The 15,346-nt window shown below is 61.7% G+C and carries 19 protein-coding genes; 8 read left to right on the top strand and 11 right to left on the bottom strand.

Translation table 11 applies throughout. From position 1 onward, the window contains the following. Nucleotides 1-178 precede the first annotated feature (178 nt). Nucleotides 179-454, top strand: a complete 276-nt coding sequence (gene sciP / locus NKI67_RS09620) for a CtrA inhibitor SciP (protein ID WP_023679563.1) — start codon at nucleotides 179-181, stop codon at nucleotides 452-454. A 57-nt stretch (nucleotides 455-511) separates the two neighbouring features. Here the strand turns inward: sciP and NKI67_RS09615 are convergent, their stop codons facing one another. Next, the gene (locus NKI67_RS09615) at nucleotides 512-1,438 is read right to left on the bottom strand and encodes an NADP-dependent oxidoreductase (protein ID WP_352645115.1); all 927 of its coding nucleotides are present in this window, start codon (nucleotides 1,436-1,438) and stop codon (nucleotides 512-514) included. A 93-nt stretch (nucleotides 1,439-1,531) separates the two neighbouring features. On the opposite strand from NKI67_RS09615, the gene NKI67_RS09610 reads away from it, so the two are divergent. Next, on the top strand, nucleotides 1,532-1,927 hold the full coding sequence (locus NKI67_RS09610) for a winged helix-turn-helix transcriptional regulator (protein ID WP_023679561.1): 396 nt from the start codon (nucleotides 1,532-1,534) through the stop codon (nucleotides 1,925-1,927). 61 nt (nucleotides 1,928-1,988) lie between these two features. Here NKI67_RS09610 and NKI67_RS09605 read toward each other — a convergent pair whose 3' ends face one another. After that, entirely contained in the window at nucleotides 1,989-2,366 is a 378-nt protein-coding gene (locus tag NKI67_RS09605) for a flagellar export protein FliJ (protein ID WP_023679560.1), read from the bottom strand. A 452-nt stretch (nucleotides 2,367-2,818) separates the two neighbouring features. On the opposite strand from NKI67_RS09605, the gene ctrA reads away from it, so the two are divergent. Next, the gene (gene ctrA / locus NKI67_RS09600; protein WP_006203583.1) at nucleotides 2,819-3,514 is read left to right on the top strand and encodes a response regulator transcription factor CtrA; all 696 of its coding nucleotides are present in this window, start codon (nucleotides 2,819-2,821) and stop codon (nucleotides 3,512-3,514) included. Between the two features lie 104 nt (nucleotides 3,515-3,618). Here ctrA and NKI67_RS09595 read toward each other — a convergent pair whose 3' ends face one another. Together NKI67_RS09595 and chpT are read right to left on the bottom strand one after the other, a co-directional pair. Continuing rightward, the gene (locus NKI67_RS09595) at nucleotides 3,619-3,987 is read right to left on the bottom strand and encodes a response regulator (protein ID WP_023679559.1); all 369 of its coding nucleotides are present in this window, start codon (nucleotides 3,985-3,987) and stop codon (nucleotides 3,619-3,621) included. A gap of 240 nt (nucleotides 3,988-4,227) precedes the next feature. Beyond that, on the bottom strand, nucleotides 4,228-4,857 hold the full coding sequence (gene chpT, locus NKI67_RS09590) for a histidine phosphotransferase ChpT (protein WP_023679558.1): 630 nt from the start codon (nucleotides 4,855-4,857) through the stop codon (nucleotides 4,228-4,230). Between the two features lie 340 nt (nucleotides 4,858-5,197). Between chpT and NKI67_RS09585 the strand changes: the two genes are divergently transcribed. After that, nucleotides 5,198-5,779 (top strand): DUF1134 domain-containing protein, encoded by a 582-nt coding sequence (locus NKI67_RS09585; protein ID WP_023679557.1) that lies wholly within the window; start codon nucleotides 5,198-5,200, stop codon nucleotides 5,777-5,779. A 147-nt stretch (nucleotides 5,780-5,926) separates the two neighbouring features. Beyond that, nucleotides 5,927-7,090: a coiled-coil domain-containing protein gene (locus NKI67_RS09580; RefSeq protein WP_352645113.1), complete on the top strand. Its 1,164-nt coding sequence runs from the start codon at nucleotides 5,927-5,929 to the stop codon at nucleotides 7,088-7,090. Nucleotides 7,091-7,123: 33 nt separating this feature from the next. Here the strand turns inward: NKI67_RS09580 and NKI67_RS09575 are convergent, their stop codons facing one another. Beyond that, a complete protein-coding gene (locus NKI67_RS09575; RefSeq protein ID WP_352568052.1) occupies nucleotides 7,124-7,921 on the bottom strand; it encodes a TrmH family RNA methyltransferase in 798 nt (265 codons plus the stop codon). Between the two features lie 311 nt (nucleotides 7,922-8,232). On the opposite strand from NKI67_RS09575, the gene NKI67_RS09570 reads away from it, so the two are divergent. After that, nucleotides 8,233-9,237 (top strand): L,D-transpeptidase, encoded by a 1,005-nt coding sequence (locus NKI67_RS09570; protein ID WP_352645111.1) that lies wholly within the window; start codon nucleotides 8,233-8,235, stop codon nucleotides 9,235-9,237. A gap of 71 nt (nucleotides 9,238-9,308) precedes the next feature. On the opposite strand, the gene NKI67_RS09565 is transcribed toward NKI67_RS09570, so the two are convergent. The 4 genes from NKI67_RS09565 to NKI67_RS09550 all read right to left on the bottom strand — a co-directional run bounded on the left by NKI67_RS09565 (nucleotide 9,309) and on the right by NKI67_RS09550 (nucleotide 11,978). Then, entirely contained in the window at nucleotides 9,309-9,647 is a 339-nt protein-coding gene (locus tag NKI67_RS09565) for an ArsR/SmtB family transcription factor (protein ID WP_023679553.1), read from the bottom strand. 173 nt (nucleotides 9,648-9,820) lie between these two features. Continuing rightward, nucleotides 9,821-10,582 (bottom strand): HugZ family pyridoxamine 5'-phosphate oxidase, encoded by a 762-nt coding sequence (locus NKI67_RS09560; RefSeq protein WP_352645109.1) that lies wholly within the window; start codon nucleotides 10,580-10,582, stop codon nucleotides 9,821-9,823. A gap of 16 nt (nucleotides 10,583-10,598) precedes the next feature. Continuing rightward, nucleotides 10,599-11,360 carry an SDR family NAD(P)-dependent oxidoreductase gene (locus NKI67_RS09555; protein ID WP_352645107.1) on the bottom strand — a complete coding sequence of 254 codons (762 nt, stop codon included), beginning with the start codon at nucleotides 11,358-11,360 and terminating at the stop codon, nucleotides 10,599-10,601. Between the two features lie 63 nt (nucleotides 11,361-11,423). After that, nucleotides 11,424-11,978 (bottom strand): GNAT family N-acetyltransferase, encoded by a 555-nt coding sequence (locus NKI67_RS09550; protein WP_352575718.1) that lies wholly within the window; start codon nucleotides 11,976-11,978, stop codon nucleotides 11,424-11,426. 280 nt (nucleotides 11,979-12,258) lie between these two features. On the opposite strand from NKI67_RS09550, the gene NKI67_RS09545 reads away from it, so the two are divergent. Further along, nucleotides 12,259-13,248, top strand: coding sequence for a glutathione S-transferase family protein (locus tag NKI67_RS09545; protein WP_352645105.1), 990 nt, complete (start codon nucleotides 12,259-12,261; stop codon nucleotides 13,246-13,248). 10 nt (nucleotides 13,249-13,258) lie between these two features. Here NKI67_RS09545 and NKI67_RS09540 read toward each other — a convergent pair whose 3' ends face one another. After that, nucleotides 13,259-13,732, bottom strand: a complete 474-nt coding sequence (locus NKI67_RS09540) for a hypothetical protein (RefSeq protein ID WP_352645103.1) — start codon at nucleotides 13,730-13,732, stop codon at nucleotides 13,259-13,261. Between the two features lie 91 nt (nucleotides 13,733-13,823). Next, nucleotides 13,824-14,324 carry an NUDIX domain-containing protein gene (locus tag NKI67_RS09535; protein WP_352568046.1) on the bottom strand — a complete coding sequence of 167 codons (501 nt, stop codon included), beginning with the start codon at nucleotides 14,322-14,324 and terminating at the stop codon, nucleotides 13,824-13,826. Between the two features lie 53 nt (nucleotides 14,325-14,377). Here NKI67_RS09535 and NKI67_RS09530 point away from each other — a divergent pair, with 53 nt between their 5' ends. Further along, nucleotides 14,378-15,322: a metallophosphoesterase family protein gene (locus NKI67_RS09530; protein WP_352645246.1), complete on the top strand. Its 945-nt coding sequence runs from the start codon at nucleotides 14,378-14,380 to the stop codon at nucleotides 15,320-15,322. Nucleotides 15,323-15,346 lie beyond the last annotated feature (24 nt).

Below are 15,346 nucleotides of genomic sequence, written 5' to 3'. Positions count from 1 at the left end.
GGCTCATTTTTCCTGCCGGGTTCAATGCGCTTGCCGGCAGATGTTTCAAATGCCGATGAAAAGGCTAACGCCGCGTTCATGATCCTTACCTAACCATTAGGGTCTGCTTAGGCAAATTTTAAAGCTGTGGCGGTAATGTGGTGGGGATTGGGTCTTTGAGTTTTTTGTAGAGAGTACGATGACCGATCTAATTAGACCGCGAGTCAAATATGTTATCGGGCCAGACGGCAGCCCACTTACCATCGCCGATCTGCCGCCGACAAACACACGTCGCTGGGTTATCCGGCGCAAGGCGGAAGTGGTGGCGGCGGTGCGTGGCGGGCTTTTGAGCCTCGAAGAGGCATGCCAGCGCTACAAGCTCACCACCGAGGAATTCCTGTCCTGGCAAGCGTCGATCGACGAATACGGCCTTGCCGGCCTGCGCACCACGCGCATCCAGCAATACCGGCATTAGGCCGATAAGGGCGCTGATCAGCGCCCTTACGTTTGCGAGGGGCGACGATCTGCAATTTCAGACCGTCAGCACCACCTTGCCGATCGGCCTGGTGGCGAGAAAGGCATGGGCGGCACCGGCCTGTTCGAGCGGAAACGCCTTTGCCACGTGGACGGCCAGCTTTTTCGCGTCGATCAATTTGCCGAGCCCCACCAGAGCGGCACGGTCGGGCACTACGGACATGCGCTCGACGCGGATGCCTTGCGTCCTGGCCTTTGCCTTGGTGGCATCGCTGACATCGAGCAGCGACACCAGAACGCCGCCGGCCGTGAGCACTTTCAGTGATTGCTCCGCATGCACGCCGCCGAACGGGTCCAGAACCAGATCGATGTCGCGGGCCTTCCCGGTGAAATCATCCCTTGTGTAGTCGATCACCTCGTCGGCGCCGAGCGAGCGGACGAAATCGAGCTTTTCCGGGCTGGCGGTCGCGACGACGTAAGCGTCGTGCGCCTTGGCGATCTGCACCGCCAGATGGCCGACGCCGCCGGCTCCGGCGTGGATCAGCACGCGCTTGCCAGAATCGAGCCGGCCATGGCGGACAAGGCCTTGCCAGGCCGTCAGGCCGGCCAGCGGCAGCGCGGCGGCTTGCGCGTGATCTATGCCTTCAGGTTTCGGCGCAAGCTCATCAGCCGGGACAGCGGCGAGTTCGGCGTAGGCTGCCGCCTGTTTGGGAAAGCGCGTCATGCCGAACACGGCATCGCCAACCTTGAGGCCGGAGACGCCGGAGCCCAGCGCCTCGACAACTCCCGAAACGTCCCAGCCAAGGACAAAAGGCGGCTCGCCGAGCAGCGGATAGTGGCCGCCGCGCACCGCACCATCGACCGGATTGATGCCGGCCGCCTCGATGCGGACGAGCACTTCGCCGGCCTCGGGTGATGGCGCGGGGCGATCGGCAATGACGAGGACGTCGGGTCCGCCGAAGGAATTCTGGATAATGGCACGCATGGAAGGCTCTCCTGCTGGTTTTGATGTACCACTATCATTTGGATAGTCACATTCTCTTGTCTAGTATGTACCTTTTTGATATATACGCACCTCATGGATAGTGAAGATGTTTCCCCTTTCGGCTATGACGCCTTTCGGCGGTCGTGCCCGTCACACGCCGTGCTCGAGACGCTCGCCAGCAAATGGGTCCACCTTGTGATCTGTGCGCTGCGCCGCGGCCGGCTTCGCAACGGCGAACTGGCGCGCAAGCTCGAAGGCGTCACGCCGAAAATGCTGACGCAGACCCTGCGCATCCTCGAACGCGACGGCCTTGTGCGGCGCGAAATCTTCCCGGTCATTCCACCGCGAGTCGAATACGAGCTGACCGAACTCGGCCAGAACCTGGCAGGACTGCTCGATCAGATCAGAGCCTGGTCGGAGCAGCATGTGCCCGACATCAAGGATGCCCGCGCGCGGGCGGCGGAACACCAAGAATATCTGGGTGCCTGAGGCCGGCACCGTTCGGTGCGCAGCAATGGCGCTCAAGCGCGGCGCGCGTTAAAGCCTTGTTTTAGCCGATCATGGCGCTGCGGCTGCCGGCTTCCGTGTCGCGCGTCTTGGTGTCGCGCGATTCCAGCATCTCGGCCTTGGAAAGCTCGGCTTCGGCCTCGCTCAGCAATGATTCGGCGACATTTCGCTGCTGGGCGAGGTCGCTTTGCGAATTCCTGAGGTTGTCGCGGCGCAGGCGTGCCGCCTTGGCGAAGGTCGGATAAGCAAAATGATTGATGTCGGTGATGCCGGCCTTCTTCTCTTCGGCGGCGATCTGAAGTTCCAGCTCGACGGCCATGCGCTCGAATTCGGCGATCATCATGTCGAGCTGCAGCAGCTGCCGCCGCTTCTCGCTCACCTGAAATTGCTTCAGCCGAACGAGGTTTTCACGTGACTTCATGATTCGGTACTCCCGGAAACGCACACCTGCACATATCGTCCAATTCACCCGGCAAGGCCCAGGCCTGACCCCGTTTCCACCGGCTTTCCCCGAACTATGGGAAACAAACTCCTAAAGTTTTTTGCCGGCGGTAACCATTCGTTTACGGGCATTGTTAATCATACGGCTCAGGACTTAAGGGCGGGTAAAAATTCTGCTTCTCGTCGCGAAACCTGGCCAACGAGTCCGAAGAGTCACTTAGTCTGGCTTATTAATGTGCCGCATTAACGGTTTGGGTCTGTGATTCGTTATTGGATTCAACAAGGTGTAGAAAGGGGTTAAAAAATCTGATACCGTCACGGACGGGGAATTAGGTTTTATTAACCATTCGATGGCAGCCTCTGCTCAGGGCAATCACTGCTCCGGTCCTGGACGGGTCGTGAAATGGTCCGGCAGCAGAAAAGGGGAATGAAATGCGCGTTCTGCTGATAGAAGACGACAGTGCAACCGCACAAAGCATCGAGCTGATGCTGAAATCAGAAAGTTTCAATGTCTATACGACCGACCTTGGCGAAGAGGGTGTCGATCTAGGCAAGCTTTATGATTACGACATCATTCTCCTCGACCTCAACCTCCCCGACATGTCGGGCTACGAAGTGTTGAGAACACTCCGCCTTTCCAAGGTGAAGACGCCGATCCTCATCCTCTCCGGCATGGCCGGCATCGAGGACAAGGTGCGCGGCCTCGGCTTCGGCGCCGACGATTACATGACCAAGCCCTTCCACAAGGACGAACTGGTCGCCCGCATCCATGCCATCGTGCGGCGTTCCAAGGGCCATGCCCAGTCGGTCATCACCACCGGCGACCTGGTGGTCAATCTCGATGCCAAGACCGTTGAAGTCGGTGGCCAGCGCGTCCATCTGACCGGCAAGGAATATCAGATGCTGGAACTGCTCTCGCTGCGCAAGGGCACCACGTTGACCAAGGAAATGTTCCTCAACCATCTCTATGGCGGCATGGATGAGCCGGAGCTGAAGATCATCGACGTCTTCATCTGCAAGCTGCGCAAGAAGCTCGACGCCGCGTCTGGCGGGCAGAATTACATCGAGACCGTCTGGGGCCGCGGCTATGTGCTGCGTGAGCCTGAAGATATCCGGGTCAGCGCCTGAAGCAAGGGCATGATCCCAAAATGGGCGCCGGCTTTCGGAAAAGAACCTGGTAAAACAACGAGATAGAGCTCATCCCGATTTCATCGAGATGGAACAGGCTCTGATCAGGCGGCAATCTTCAAGGCGCGGAAGCACTCGAGCAGTTGCGGCCGGTTGAACGGCTTCAGCAGGTAGCCCTGGGCGCCGGCGCGCTTTGCCCGCATGATCGCCCCGACGTCGACCTCGACCAGCGAAATCAAAACTTGCGGCACTACCGGGCTTTCCATGGCGCGCACGCGGCGGATGAGGTCCTGCGCCTGCATGTCCGGCAAGGCGCCGTCGACGACGATGATATCAGGCATGTCGACCGCGCACATCTCGATCGCCTCATGGCCGCTGGCGGCTTCGATCACCATCATGCCGGAACCGCCCAGGATACGCCTTGCAACCTTCCTGATGACGCTCGAATTGTCGACGAACATGCAGCGTTTCATTCCCGGACCCTCTTTGCCATGCGGCAAACCGACAGCGTCGTGGCATCTGCCGGGGAACATAGGCCGATCTGGTAAAGAAGCCGAAAAGCCGTTAGGTAAAATTTTCCTGAAGGTGTTTTTTAGTGAAATATTCTTTCGCAATGCTTCACGCAATCAATCTGCAAGCCGGTCTCACAGATGTTAAGACGACGCCGCAAATATGATTTGGAGAAAAATACTTTTCCGGCACTTAGCAGAACTTCAGACTGCAGAAAGGACGATCTCGTCGGCGGTCGCATGGATCGAAATCGTCATGTTGGCTTCGCGGGCCAGGAGCAGCGTGTAATAGGGCTGCACCGAATGCGCGTCGATCGGCTCTTCCGGCCTGTGGCCGGAATGCAATTCCAGGAATTTGGGCGGCACGCGCAGCATCGGGCCGCTCGCCGCGAGCGCAAAGCGCGGCTCGGTCTCCAGGTTCTCCAGCGTGACCACCAGCCTGCCGCCGCGCGGAATGGCGGCGTTGGCGACGAGGATGAGATTGAGCAGCAGCTTGACCTTGTTCTTGGGCAACAGTGCGCGGGTTCCGTTCCAGATCAGTTCCGGCTTCTCGTTCTTCAGGAAGGCGATGGCCACGGCCTCGGCGTCCCCGGTGTCGATCAGCATGCCGGCGGAACCGGCGGCGCCGAAGGCGATGCGGGCGAATTGCAGGCGGGCGGAGGCGTTTTTGGCGCTTTGGCGGATCAGCTTCATGGCGTCTTCGTCGGCGCCGCCCTCGTCGAGCAGCTCAAGCCCGTTGTTTATGGCGCCGACCGGCGAAATGATGTCGTGGCAGACCCGGCTGCACAGCAGCGCTGCCAGATCGGGTGCGGAAAGGGTGAAAAGCTCGGCCATCGGCAAAAATCCCTGCAAATTTCACAACACAATGACCGGGCGATCATGATCACGCCTGTCCACACGAATCACGCTCTCTCCCAAGCATTCTGAATACACAGCGCTTGTGCGTGCAGCAACAAATCCGAAATCATGATTGTCGAAAATGGCGTGTTCACGCAGCAGGGTGCTGCGTGGGCGATGTGAAAACAGCCTTCGAACCGCCATCTTCATGTGGGAGTTTAATGGTTGAAAAAGGATTACGGCATAGTTTGCCCCTAACAGTCATCCTTAACGGCCGCCAAAGAGCCGTACGGGTGCGAGGCGTCGGCGAAAGTGCTCCCTGACGGAGATTGGAAGCATGGTTTCCCGATTCTACGACCGGACTTTTTTCCGTGTCATCTCAATGACGATCGCGCTCATCGGCCTTGTCGCCTTTTCGGCATCGGCCGCGCGGGCGCAGGAATACACGGCGCAGGAGATCGTCGATTCCGGTCATAAATTCTTCGGCGCTACATCGGGCGGGCTCGCCACCGTCGTCGAGAAGATTTTCGCCACCTATGGCCTGCCGAACGGCTATCTGCTCGGCGAAGAGGGGTCCGGGGCGCTGATCGGTGGCCTGACCTATGGCGAAGGCACGCTCTACACCAAGAATGCCGGCGACCACAAAGTGTTCTGGCAAGGCCCGTCGCTCGGCTGGGATTTCGGCGGCGAGGGCTCGCGCGTCATGATGCTGGTCTACAATCTCGACGATGTGAGCAGCCTCTATAATCGTTTTGGCGGCGTCGCCGGCTCCGCCTATGTCGTCGCCGGCGTCGGCTTCAACGTGCTGAAGAACAACAATGTGCTGCTCGTGCCGATCCGTACCGGCGTCGGCGCCCGGCTCGGCGTCAATCTCGGCTACCTCAAGCTCACCCAGCGCGCGACCTGGAATCCATTCTGACCTGCATGATGGCGCCACTGCGATTGGACCTGTGATCCCACGGTCTGAGCTTTGCCGCGGCATACTCTTGCCGTGGCGCCGGATTTCCGTCATGCGAAGATGGCAAAGTCGACCTTTGGCGGTTGCCATGCACAACGGATAGTCATCTTGGTCCAGTCGATCCTGTTCTTTGTCCTCGGCTTTCTCTGCGCCGGCTTTCTGGCGCTGATGATTGCTCCGGCCGTGTGGCGGCGGGCGGTGGCGCTGACGCGCAAGCGCGTCGAGGGCTCGATGCCGTTGACGCTGGCCGAGATCCAGGCGGACAAGGATCGCATTCGCGCCGAGTTCGCCGTTTCGGTGCGCCGGCTTGAAATGACCGTCAAATCATTGCGCGAGAAAGCCGCCGAACAGCTGGTCGAGATCGGCCGCGACCGCGAAGCCCTGAAGGAATTGGCGGCCGAGCGACAGGACAAGAACCGGGTCGTCGCCGATCTTACAGCCAGGGGCGAGGAGCTTCGCAAGCGCGATGAGCAGCTGCAGCAGCTGTCGGAACGGCTTGCGGAGACCGAGCGCGCCCTCGAAAAGCGCGGGCTCGAACTGCGGAAACTGGAGCACATGTATGACGACGCCAGTTTTTCATCCAGCAGCCGGCAGATCGAACTGGTGGCGCGCGAGTCCGAGCTGCAGAAGCTGGCGAGCGACATTTCGCTGCTGCGTGGCCAGCGCAAGGAGGCGGACAGGCGCAGCCAGGAATTGGCAGCCGAAAGCAAGGTTTTGCGGGACGCGTTGAAGGCCGAGAAGAAAAGAACCGGCGACCTGGAAAAGAAGGTCGAACGCCTGCTCGCCTCGCTGGCCGATCGCGAGGACAGGCTGGAGCGCCGCGAGAAGGAACTGGTGCGCCTTCGCGAAAAGCCGAAAGGCGCTGAAAGGACGCCTGCGGTGGGTCTTGCCGGCGTGTCAGGCAGTCAGGTCAATGTGGCCGCCAACGGCGACATCGAACAGACAACCGCCAAGCTCGATGCCGACCGCGAGCGGCTGGAGGCCAGGCTGACGTCGCTGGCACGCGAGAACAGGCGGCTGAAGACAGATCTTGCTGCCGTCGAAACATCGAAATCGCGGACCGGAGACGATACCGGCAGCGCCAGCGCCGCATTGCGCGAAGAGATGAACGATCTGGCGGCGCAAGTCGTGGCCTTGACGGCAAAGCTCGACGGGCCGGATTCACCGATCGCCCGGGCGCTTGCAGCGCCTGAGGATCCGCGGCCGGGGAGCGGCGGACGCAGCCTTGCCGATCGGGTGCGGGCGCTGCAGAAGGCCGCTTCGACCGACTGAGATGCCGCCACTTGGCCGCAAAATGCCCGACTCTCAAATTCCGGAAAAATGATGAAGTGCGATGGCTGACGCGGCGGCGACGTTCAGGCTGTCGAAACCTTGCGCCATGCCGATCCGCAGCGTCTGCAGGCGGGCAAGCAGGCTTTCCGGCAGCCCTTCGCCCTCGGTGCCGAGATAGAGCGCCAGCCGGCCGTTTCTCTTGGCGTCGCGAATGTCGGTCTGCCCGCGCGGCGACAAGGCGAATTGGCTGAAGCCTTGCCGGTCGAGCATTGCGGTGCAGCCGGCGGCGTCGGCAAAGGAGGCGAAGGGAATTTTCAAGGCGGCGCCGACCGAGACGCGGATTGCCTTGCGGTACAGCGGATCGCAGCAGGTTGGATCGAGAAGCACGGCATCCGCGCCAAAGGCGGCGGCATTGCGGAAGATTGAGCCGATATTGTCATGATTGGCGATGCCGACCAGCACCACGATCAGCGCGCGGGCGGGCAGTGCGCCGAGCAAAGCTTCAGCGGAGACGGCCGCGCCCTTGCGGCCGATCGCCAATATGCCGCGATGCATGTGGAATCCGGCAATCCTGTCGATGACTTCGCCGGATGCGACATAGATCGGAAGCCCGGCAGGCGCCTTGCGCAGGACGTCATCGAGGCCGGCCAGCCGGTTCTCGAGCACCAGCACCGATTCTGCCTCGAAGCGACGGGCGGCAAGCAGCGTGTCGAGCACCACCTTGCCTTCGGCGACGAAACGGCCCTGCCGGCCGGCAAGATCGCGTTCCCGGATGTCGAGATAGGCGGCGACGCGAGGATCCTGCGGGTCGTCTATGCGGATCGGATTCATGGCTTCCTCGGCGGACCCTGGCGTCGGCCGCGAATCGGGATTCGGATTCGGAAGGCACGATGCCGGATCCGAAGCTCTGATATATCTCAGCGTCCAAATGGATGCACGCCGTTCTAACGGTCAAATCCAATCACTAGGCGCCGGGCGGAGACGCCCTGCCTGGCCTCCTGGCGGCACGGCGATATTTGATTTCCGCGGCACGGCTCTTTGGCCAAGCCGCTTCAATGCAGAATTTCGATGGGCGAAGGAACCACACAGCGCCATGCCGCGTCATAGAGGCGGGCTCCTGCTGCGGTCCTGGGAGGACATCGATGATCAGGCTCCTCCTCGTCTTTGCCGCCACGCTTGCCCTCGCATGCGGCGTGGCTCGCGCGGCCAAGCTTGATCCAGCCACCGTCAATCAGGCCCAATTCACTATCGGCGAACCGAAGGGTGTCGATCCGATGCTGCTGAAGGCGCAGATCCTTCTGGATCGCGCCCGCTTCTCGCCGGGCCTCATCGACGGTCGCCTTTCCCAGAACTTCGCCAAAGCCGTCGCCGCGTTTCAGGCGGCAAACGGACTTCCGCCCGATGGCAAGCTCAGTCCACAAACCTGGAGCAAACTCATCGCAACCTCCGCCAAGCCGGTGCTGGTGACCTATGAGGTGATGCGCAAGGATGTGCGCGGACCTTTCACCAGGCGTATTCCGGCTCGCTTGGAGAGGATGGCCCGCTTGCGGCGGCTCGGCTATCGCAATGCGGTGGAGAGGTTGGCTGAGCGCTTCCACGTCAGCGAACAATTGCTGCGAATGCTCAATCCGGGCACCAGCCTCAGGAAACCAGGCAGGACGTTGGTGGTGCCTGATGTCAGCAGGGGCGACCCTCCCGCCGGCGTTGCCGTCGTCGAGGTCGACAAGGGCGCCCGCCTGGTGCGTGTGCTCGACCGTGCCGGCAAATGGCTGGCGGTCTACCCCGCCTCGATTGGGAGCGAGGAGAAGCCGGCGCCAAGCGGCATGGCGGAGGTCAGGCGCGTGGTGCACAACCCTACCTATCACTACGATCCGGACTTCGCTTTCAAGGGGGTCAAGACCAAGCGGCCCTTCACCATCGCTGCCGGGCCGAACAATCCCGTGGGATCGGTCTGGATCGATCTCTCCATCGAAAGCTACGGCATCCACGGCACGCCCGAACCGGGCAAGATCGGCACGACCTTTTCGCATGGCTGCATCCGGTTGACCAATTGGGATGCCGAAGACCTTGCCTCCATGGTGCAACCGGGCACGAATGTCGAGTTCAAGGACGAGATTGCGCAGGCCGCCGACGAGCGCGTTCAATAGCAAGGCGGACTTGGCAGCAAAGCGGACTTGGCAGCAAAGCGGATTTGGCGGGGCGTTCTCCGCGCGGCTACTCAGGTCCCGGCGCGACGCAGCCGGTGAGCCATCTGCGAGAGTTCACCTTCGCCGAAAATGCCGTCCAGCATGTGCAGCAATTCGCGCACCGCCGCGGACTTGCAGGAATAATAGATCATTTGCCGGTCGCGGCGGGTCTCGACAAGGTCGGAAGCCCTGAGCTTGGCCAGATGCTGCGACAGGGCGGACTGGCTGAGCGACACCTTCTCGGCTATGGCGCCGACCGACATTTCGCCCTCGGCCAGATAGCTCATGATCAACAAACGTTTTTCGTTGCCCATCAGCGTCAGAAACGCAGCCGCGGTTCCGGCGTTGGCGACTAGCTTGTTCGAGACCATAGATCCCCCGTGCCTTCTTGCTCATCCGCCGCTATGGGGGCAATAGCGTCGGATTCCATAGACTTTCCCTATAGATGCACGCCAGCGATTCAGCGTCACTCGCAAAGGTAGAACATTTCGCTCAAATCTCAAGGCTTGCTTTCCATGCAAGCCGATTAACTGTGCGGCTGTGATTAATTTGCCGATCGGGCAGCCTTTGCCATGTCAATCAGGACAGGCCTGAGGTCGCGCGCCGCTCTCAGCGGCTCGGGGAAGAAAACCCGACAGACATTGTCGCCCGATACGAGATCCATCCCGTCGGCGTCGAACCCGGTGACGATCCAGCCGTCACTCTCGGCCCCGCCGAAATGACTTGCGTAGAGGGCAATCGCATCGAGATGGTCGGCGTTCATGTGGTCGAGCGCCGATTGCTCGCCGGCGGCAAGCTCTTCGACGATCGCTCCCGTCGCGACCAGATCGGTGCGGTCGAGCAGATAGGCCTTGCCGAAGCCGCCGTTCAGGCTGGCGCGCTCCGGTTCGAGCCGGAAGATCGAGAAGTCGCCGAGCCCGGCATAGAGTTTTGCCTTGGGATTGCGGTTGAGGTAGCGCCGCTCGGCGCGGGCGTGCTCGTTCGAGCCGCGTTCGAGCCGCAGGGCGCGGCAGACGAGCGTCAATCGCGGATGCGCCAGCGGATCGCCCTTGCCGGGTTCGCCGACGAGCAACGAGCAGCGCGGGTCGGCAAGGATGGCGCCGGTATGGGCGGACAGCATCGATACCAGGATCAACGGCGTGCCGTCGATGTCTGTGGCGACGCCGACCCGGCTGGCCAGCGGCGAACCGGTTCCCGGTTCGAGCACTGCCAACGCGCCGAAACGGGCGCTGCGGATCAGCGTCTTTGCCAGCCTGATCGCCTCGGTATCGGTCGCGCGGATCACGTCTTTCCTGGGTTCGTCCAAGGCATCACCGTCGCATTTATTTCGGCGCCATGCGAATGGCGCCGTCGAGGCGAATGGTCTCGCCGTTGAGCATCTGGTTCTCGATGATGTGCAAGGCAAGTGCCGCGTATTCCGAAGGCTCGCCCAAACGGGAAGGGAAGGGCACAGCGGCGCCGAGCGAATCCTGCACCTCCTGCGGCATGCCGGCCATCATCGGCGTCCTGAAGATGCCGGGCGCGATGGTGCAGACGCGAATGCCGGAGCGGGCGAGATCGCGCGCCACCGGCAGCGTCATGCCGACGACGCCGGCCTTGGAGGCGGAATAGGCGGCCTGGCCGATCTGGCCGTCATAGGCTGCGACCGACGCGGTGTTGACGATGACGCCGCGCTCGCCGCCCTGCAGCGGCTCGAGCCTGGCGATCCGGTCGGCAACCAGGCGAATCATGTTGAAGGTGCCGACCAGATTGACCTCGATCACCTTGCGGTATTGATCGAGCGGATGCGGTCCGTCCTTGCCGATCGTCTTCATGCCGATAACGATGCCGGCGCAATTGACCAGGATGCGCGGTGCGCCGAGCGTCTCTGCCGCTTCCGCGACTGCGGCGGCACCGCTCTCGGCGTCGCTCACATCGCATCGGACGGCGATGCCGCCGATGTCAGCCGCCACCTTGGCCGCACGCTCGATACCGAGATCGAGGACGGCAACCCTGGCGCCGCCGGCGGCAAGTGCGCGCGCCGTCGCCTCGCCAAGGCCGGAGCCGCCACCGGTGACGATCACAATCTGGCCGTTCGGGTTCATCTCGACGTCCTCCTCCGTGCCCAGACTATGCCGCCAAGCCACCGTGCGACAGCACCGGCATGGTCACGCCATCGCGGCGATGTGCGCGGCAATCCTTGCCTGGTCGGCGTGGCAAACCTCGCCCGCCAGCCTCGCCACCGCGCCCGGCACGATCTCGTGCGCCAAAAGCCGGTCGGGGTCGACCGGACGCGGCATCGAGATCTGCCCGCGCGGGAGCCTTTTGAAGCCGAGCGGGCCGTAATAGGGTTCGTCGCCGACCAGCGTCACGGCCGGCGCGCCGGCCTTGGCGGCGGCTTCCAGCGCGATTGCCACCAGCCGGCGGCCGATGCCGAGATTTTTGAAGGCCGGCCGCACAGCGAGCGGCCCGAGCATCAGCGCGCGGCCGGCACCGGCGGCGATGCGCGTCATCCGTACCGAGGCGACGACGATTGCGCCGTCGACAGCCACGAAGGACAAAGCCCGCTCATGCGGGCCACCTTGGCGGATCTTGTAGGCGGCAAGCACGAAACGGCCCGGCCCGAAGGCCTCGTCATTGATGGCTTCGATTTCAGGATCGTGCGCCGGAGTTTCCGGCAGGTATTTCACGTCGGCCAGGTATTTCAAGTCGGCAAGGCTCATGCTCTTTGCGTTCCGGTATGCGAGGAAAGGTTTGCTGCAAGCGGCAGCGTTCGCCAGTCAGCGCTTCATCAAGCGCGGGCGCTCTTTCGTCGTCGGTCGAACCGGATCATGGCAAAGTCGAACATGCGGATGTCCGCTAGCACCAATTTTCAGCCGCCGCAATCGGCCGGCGCAGCCGACCGCACTCGACGACGCAGCCGTTGACGATCTGTTCAGCGTCGGGGATTTCCGCGGCGCCGCTTGGTGCCCTACATCGGGTAGGAACTCGAAAGGATATTGCATGGGATTGCTAGTCGAAGGCCAATGGCAGGACCGCCGGTACGATAGCGGGGAGAGCGGCGGCAAGTTCGTGCGCGCGCAGTCGCAGTGGCGCGACTGGGTGACCCGCGACGGCGCGCCGGCCGAAGGGCGAAAACGCGGCTTCAAGGCCGAGTCCGGCCGCTATCACCTCTATGTCTCGCTCGCCTGCCCGTGGGCGCATCGGACGCTGATCTTTCGCGTGCTCAAAAAACTCGAGGACGTGATTTCCGTCTCGGTCGTCCATCATTTCATGGGCGCCGACGGCTGGACGTTCCTGGCCGAGGACGGCGCCACCGGCGACACGCTCTACGGCCTTGATTTCCTGCACCAGATCTACACCAGGGCCGATCCCGGCTATTCGGGCCGGGTCACCGTTCCCGTGCTGTGGGACAAACGCGAGCAGACCATCGTTTCCAACGAATCCGCCGAGATTATCCGGATGCTCAATTCGGCCTTCGACGAATGGGGCGATGCCAGGCTCGATTTCTATCCGCAACCGCTGCGCGGTGAGATCGATGCGGTCAACACGCTGGTCTATCCCGCGGTCAACAACGGAGTTTACCGTGCCGGCTTCGCCACCACGCAGGCAGCCTACGAGGAGGCGTTCGGCGAATTGTTCTCGGCGCTCGACATGCTGGAGGACCGTCTGTCAAAGCAGCGCTATCTCGTCGGCGGCCGCATCACCGAGGCGGACTGGCGGCTGTTTACGACACTGGCCCGCTTCGACCCGGTCTATGTCGGCCATTTCAAGTGCAATCTGCGCCGCATCGGCGACTATCCGAACCTTTCGAATTACCTGCGCGATCTCTACCAGGTGCCGGGCGTCGCCGGCACGGTGAATTTGCACCACATCAAGTCGCATTATTACGGCAGCCACGAGACGATCAACCCGACGCGCATCGTGCCGGTCGGGCCAGAGCTCGACTATTCCGCGCCGCACGACCGCGCGCGCTTCAGGAAGGCTGCGTGAGACCGGCGACCTAGCGGAAGGTTTCGGAGTCCATCTTTGCCCTTCTAACGAGTTCAGCTTTCAATATGGTATTTCCAAATCGATTGGAGTAGCCGAGCGACGTTGCAAGGAACGCAACGATGCCGCCGATCATGACGGCCAGGACCGACGTCTGGGGCGGGATTGCGCGTAACAATCCCGACGGCAGAAGCACAGCCATTCCCAAAATCATTTCTATCAGGGTTGAGAAGCCGACCATTTTCCAGAATTCAGTGCGAGTAAAAAGCTGAGCATGTCGCTTTATAAAAACCAAATATGTCACGAATGCCGCAACTAATTGTATTGAGAATTGGATAAATCTTCCAATTTTTGCTAACATATATGGATCTATCGCAAGAACTATTGTAGAAATTAAGGCTACCACAGAAAATGTTATCACATAAATTCCCGTGTACAGTGATACATAGAGCGCGATTCTAAATCTATCGTTTTGGCTGTGTGGCATTTTTTCTCCTCATCGCTCAGCATTTATCTCTCTGAGAACAATGGATGCTGCCGGTCTATACCGACGCAGCCAAAGCTGTTGAAGAGATGATCTACCAGTAAGGCGATGCCGAATTCCCCTCAAAAACTTCGGCAATCCGCCGCAGCGTCGCCGGTGTCGTGCCTTCCGGCAAGCGGTCGAGCGGGAAGAAGCCGGCTTCGGCGATCTCGCGGTCGGGCAGCTTGGGTGCTGGCTGGTCGAACTCCTCGACCAGATAGAGGCCGACATGGTCGCGCCGGCTGGCGCGGTGGTTGAAATGCAGGGATTTCAGCACCGGCGGTCCGGTCAGCGCGATGTTGCCTTCCTCGAACAGTTCGCGCGTCAGCGCTTCGATCATCGTCTCGCCCAACTCGACGCCACCGCCGGGCAGGTGCCAGCCCGGGACATAGGTGTGGCGGATGAGGAAGACGGAATTGGAGCGGCGGTCGTGGATCAAGCCGCGCACGCCGAGCGTCATCGGCCGGCGCAGTACGAAGTACAGGTGAAACAGCCTTGCCCTGAAGCCCGGCCAGCCGGTCTGGCGCAGGGCTTGCTCCGGATCCGGCGTCGTCATCGTCCGCGAAACCGTGAGTGGAAAGCCGCGCGCGCCTCGCCTATGAAGAAAAGATGTTCAGGCTCGCGCATATTTCCGATGTCCATCTGGGGCCGCTTCCCGATGTAACCTATCGCGATCTCGCCTCCAAGCGCGTGGTCGGTTACGTCAATTGGCAGCGCAACCGCCGCCGCTACATGCATGATGCAGTCATCGACACCATCGTCGCCGACATGAAGGCCAGCGGGCCGGACCATCTCGCCATCACCGGTGATCTTGTCAATCTGGCGCTCGATGGTGAGATCGAGATGACCAAGCACTGGCTGGAGACGCTGGGCTCGCCCAACGACGTGTCGGTCGTGCCGGGAAACCATGACGCCTATGTGCCGGGCGCCTTCGACAAGACCTGCCGGTCGTGGGCGGCGTGGATGACCGGCGACGGCGTCAATACGCCGGTCGACCGCAACACCTTTCCCTATTTGCGCGTACGCGGCAATGTTGCGCTGGTCGGCGTCACGACGGCGCGCGCCACGGCTCCATTCATGGCCAACGGCTTCTTTCTGGAGGGCCAGGCGGAACGGCTGCGCGACATGCTCGACGCCACAGGCAAGCGCGGCCTGTTCCGGGTGATCATGATCCACCACCCGCCGGTGCGCGGCGCCGTTTCGCAGAACAAGCGGCTGTTCGGCATCTCGCGCTTCCACAAGGTTCTTCACCGGCACGGCGCCGAGCTTGTGCTGCACGGCCATTCGCATGTGCCGTCGCTCTTCTTCATCGGCGCCCGCAAGGCCAAAATCCCGGTGGTCGGGGTCGCCGCCGCCGGGCAGGCGCCCGGCAGTTCGCATGCGCCGGCGCAATACAATCTGCTCGACATCGACGGTGATAAGGACAATTGGCGGATCAGGCTGACGCGCCGCGGCCTGACCGGGCCGGCATTGCCGCCCAGCGACCTGCAGACAATGGAGCTTGGCGTCGAGGCCGAGGCGTCGATGGCTAGAGCAATTCCAGGAAAAGTGTGAAACGGTTTTCCGTCCGGAATTGCG

Source organism: Mesorhizobium sp. M0408 (genome assembly GCF_040321495.1).
Classification (GTDB): Bacteria; Pseudomonadota; Alphaproteobacteria; order Rhizobiales; family Rhizobiaceae; genus Mesorhizobium.
The sequence above is the reverse complement of the archived record's forward strand: the minus strand, read 5'-3'. Positions and strand labels throughout refer to the sequence as shown.

Bases quoted from the DNA above. Each gene is read 5' to 3' on its own strand.
- sciP (WP_023679563.1), top strand. From the start codon at position 179: ATGACCGATCTAATTAGACCGCGAGTCAAATATGTTATCGGGCCAGAC.
- NKI67_RS09615 (WP_352645115.1), bottom strand. From the start codon at position 1,438: ATGCGTGCCATTATCCAGAATTCCTTCGGCGGACCCGACGTCCTCGTC.
- NKI67_RS09610 (WP_023679561.1), top strand. From the start codon at position 1,532: ATGGATAGTGAAGATGTTTCCCCTTTCGGCTATGACGCCTTTCGGCGG.
- NKI67_RS09605 (WP_023679560.1), bottom strand. From the start codon at position 2,366: ATGAAGTCACGTGAAAACCTCGTTCGGCTGAAGCAATTTCAGGTGAGC.
- ctrA (WP_006203583.1), top strand. From the start codon at position 2,819: ATGCGCGTTCTGCTGATAGAAGACGACAGTGCAACCGCACAAAGCATC.
- NKI67_RS09595 (WP_023679559.1), bottom strand. From the start codon at position 3,987: ATGAAACGCTGCATGTTCGTCGACAATTCGAGCGTCATCAGGAAGGTT.
- chpT (WP_023679558.1), bottom strand. From the start codon at position 4,857: ATGGCCGAGCTTTTCACCCTTTCCGCACCCGATCTGGCAGCGCTGCTG.
- NKI67_RS09585 (WP_023679557.1), top strand. From the start codon at position 5,198: ATGGTTTCCCGATTCTACGACCGGACTTTTTTCCGTGTCATCTCAATG.
- NKI67_RS09575 (WP_352568052.1), bottom strand. From the start codon at position 7,921: ATGAATCCGATCCGCATAGACGACCCGCAGGATCCTCGCGTCGCCGCC.
- NKI67_RS09570 (WP_352645111.1), top strand. From the start codon at position 8,233: ATGATCAGGCTCCTCCTCGTCTTTGCCGCCACGCTTGCCCTCGCATGC.
- NKI67_RS09565 (WP_023679553.1), bottom strand. From the start codon at position 9,647: ATGGTCTCGAACAAGCTAGTCGCCAACGCCGGAACCGCGGCTGCGTTT.
- NKI67_RS09555 (WP_352645107.1), bottom strand. From the start codon at position 11,360: ATGAACCCGAACGGCCAGATTGTGATCGTCACCGGTGGCGGCTCCGGC.
- NKI67_RS09550 (WP_352575718.1), bottom strand. From the start codon at position 11,978: ATGAGCCTTGCCGACTTGAAATACCTGGCCGACGTGAAATACCTGCCG.
- NKI67_RS09545 (WP_352645105.1), top strand. From the start codon at position 12,259: ATGGGATTGCTAGTCGAAGGCCAATGGCAGGACCGCCGGTACGATAGC.
- NKI67_RS09540 (WP_352645103.1), bottom strand. From the start codon at position 13,732: ATGCCACACAGCCAAAACGATAGATTTAGAATCGCGCTCTATGTATCA.
- NKI67_RS09535 (WP_352568046.1), bottom strand. From the start codon at position 14,324: ATGACGACGCCGGATCCGGAGCAAGCCCTGCGCCAGACCGGCTGGCCG.
- NKI67_RS09530 (WP_352645246.1), top strand. From the start codon at position 14,378: ATGTTCAGGCTCGCGCATATTTCCGATGTCCATCTGGGGCCGCTTCCC.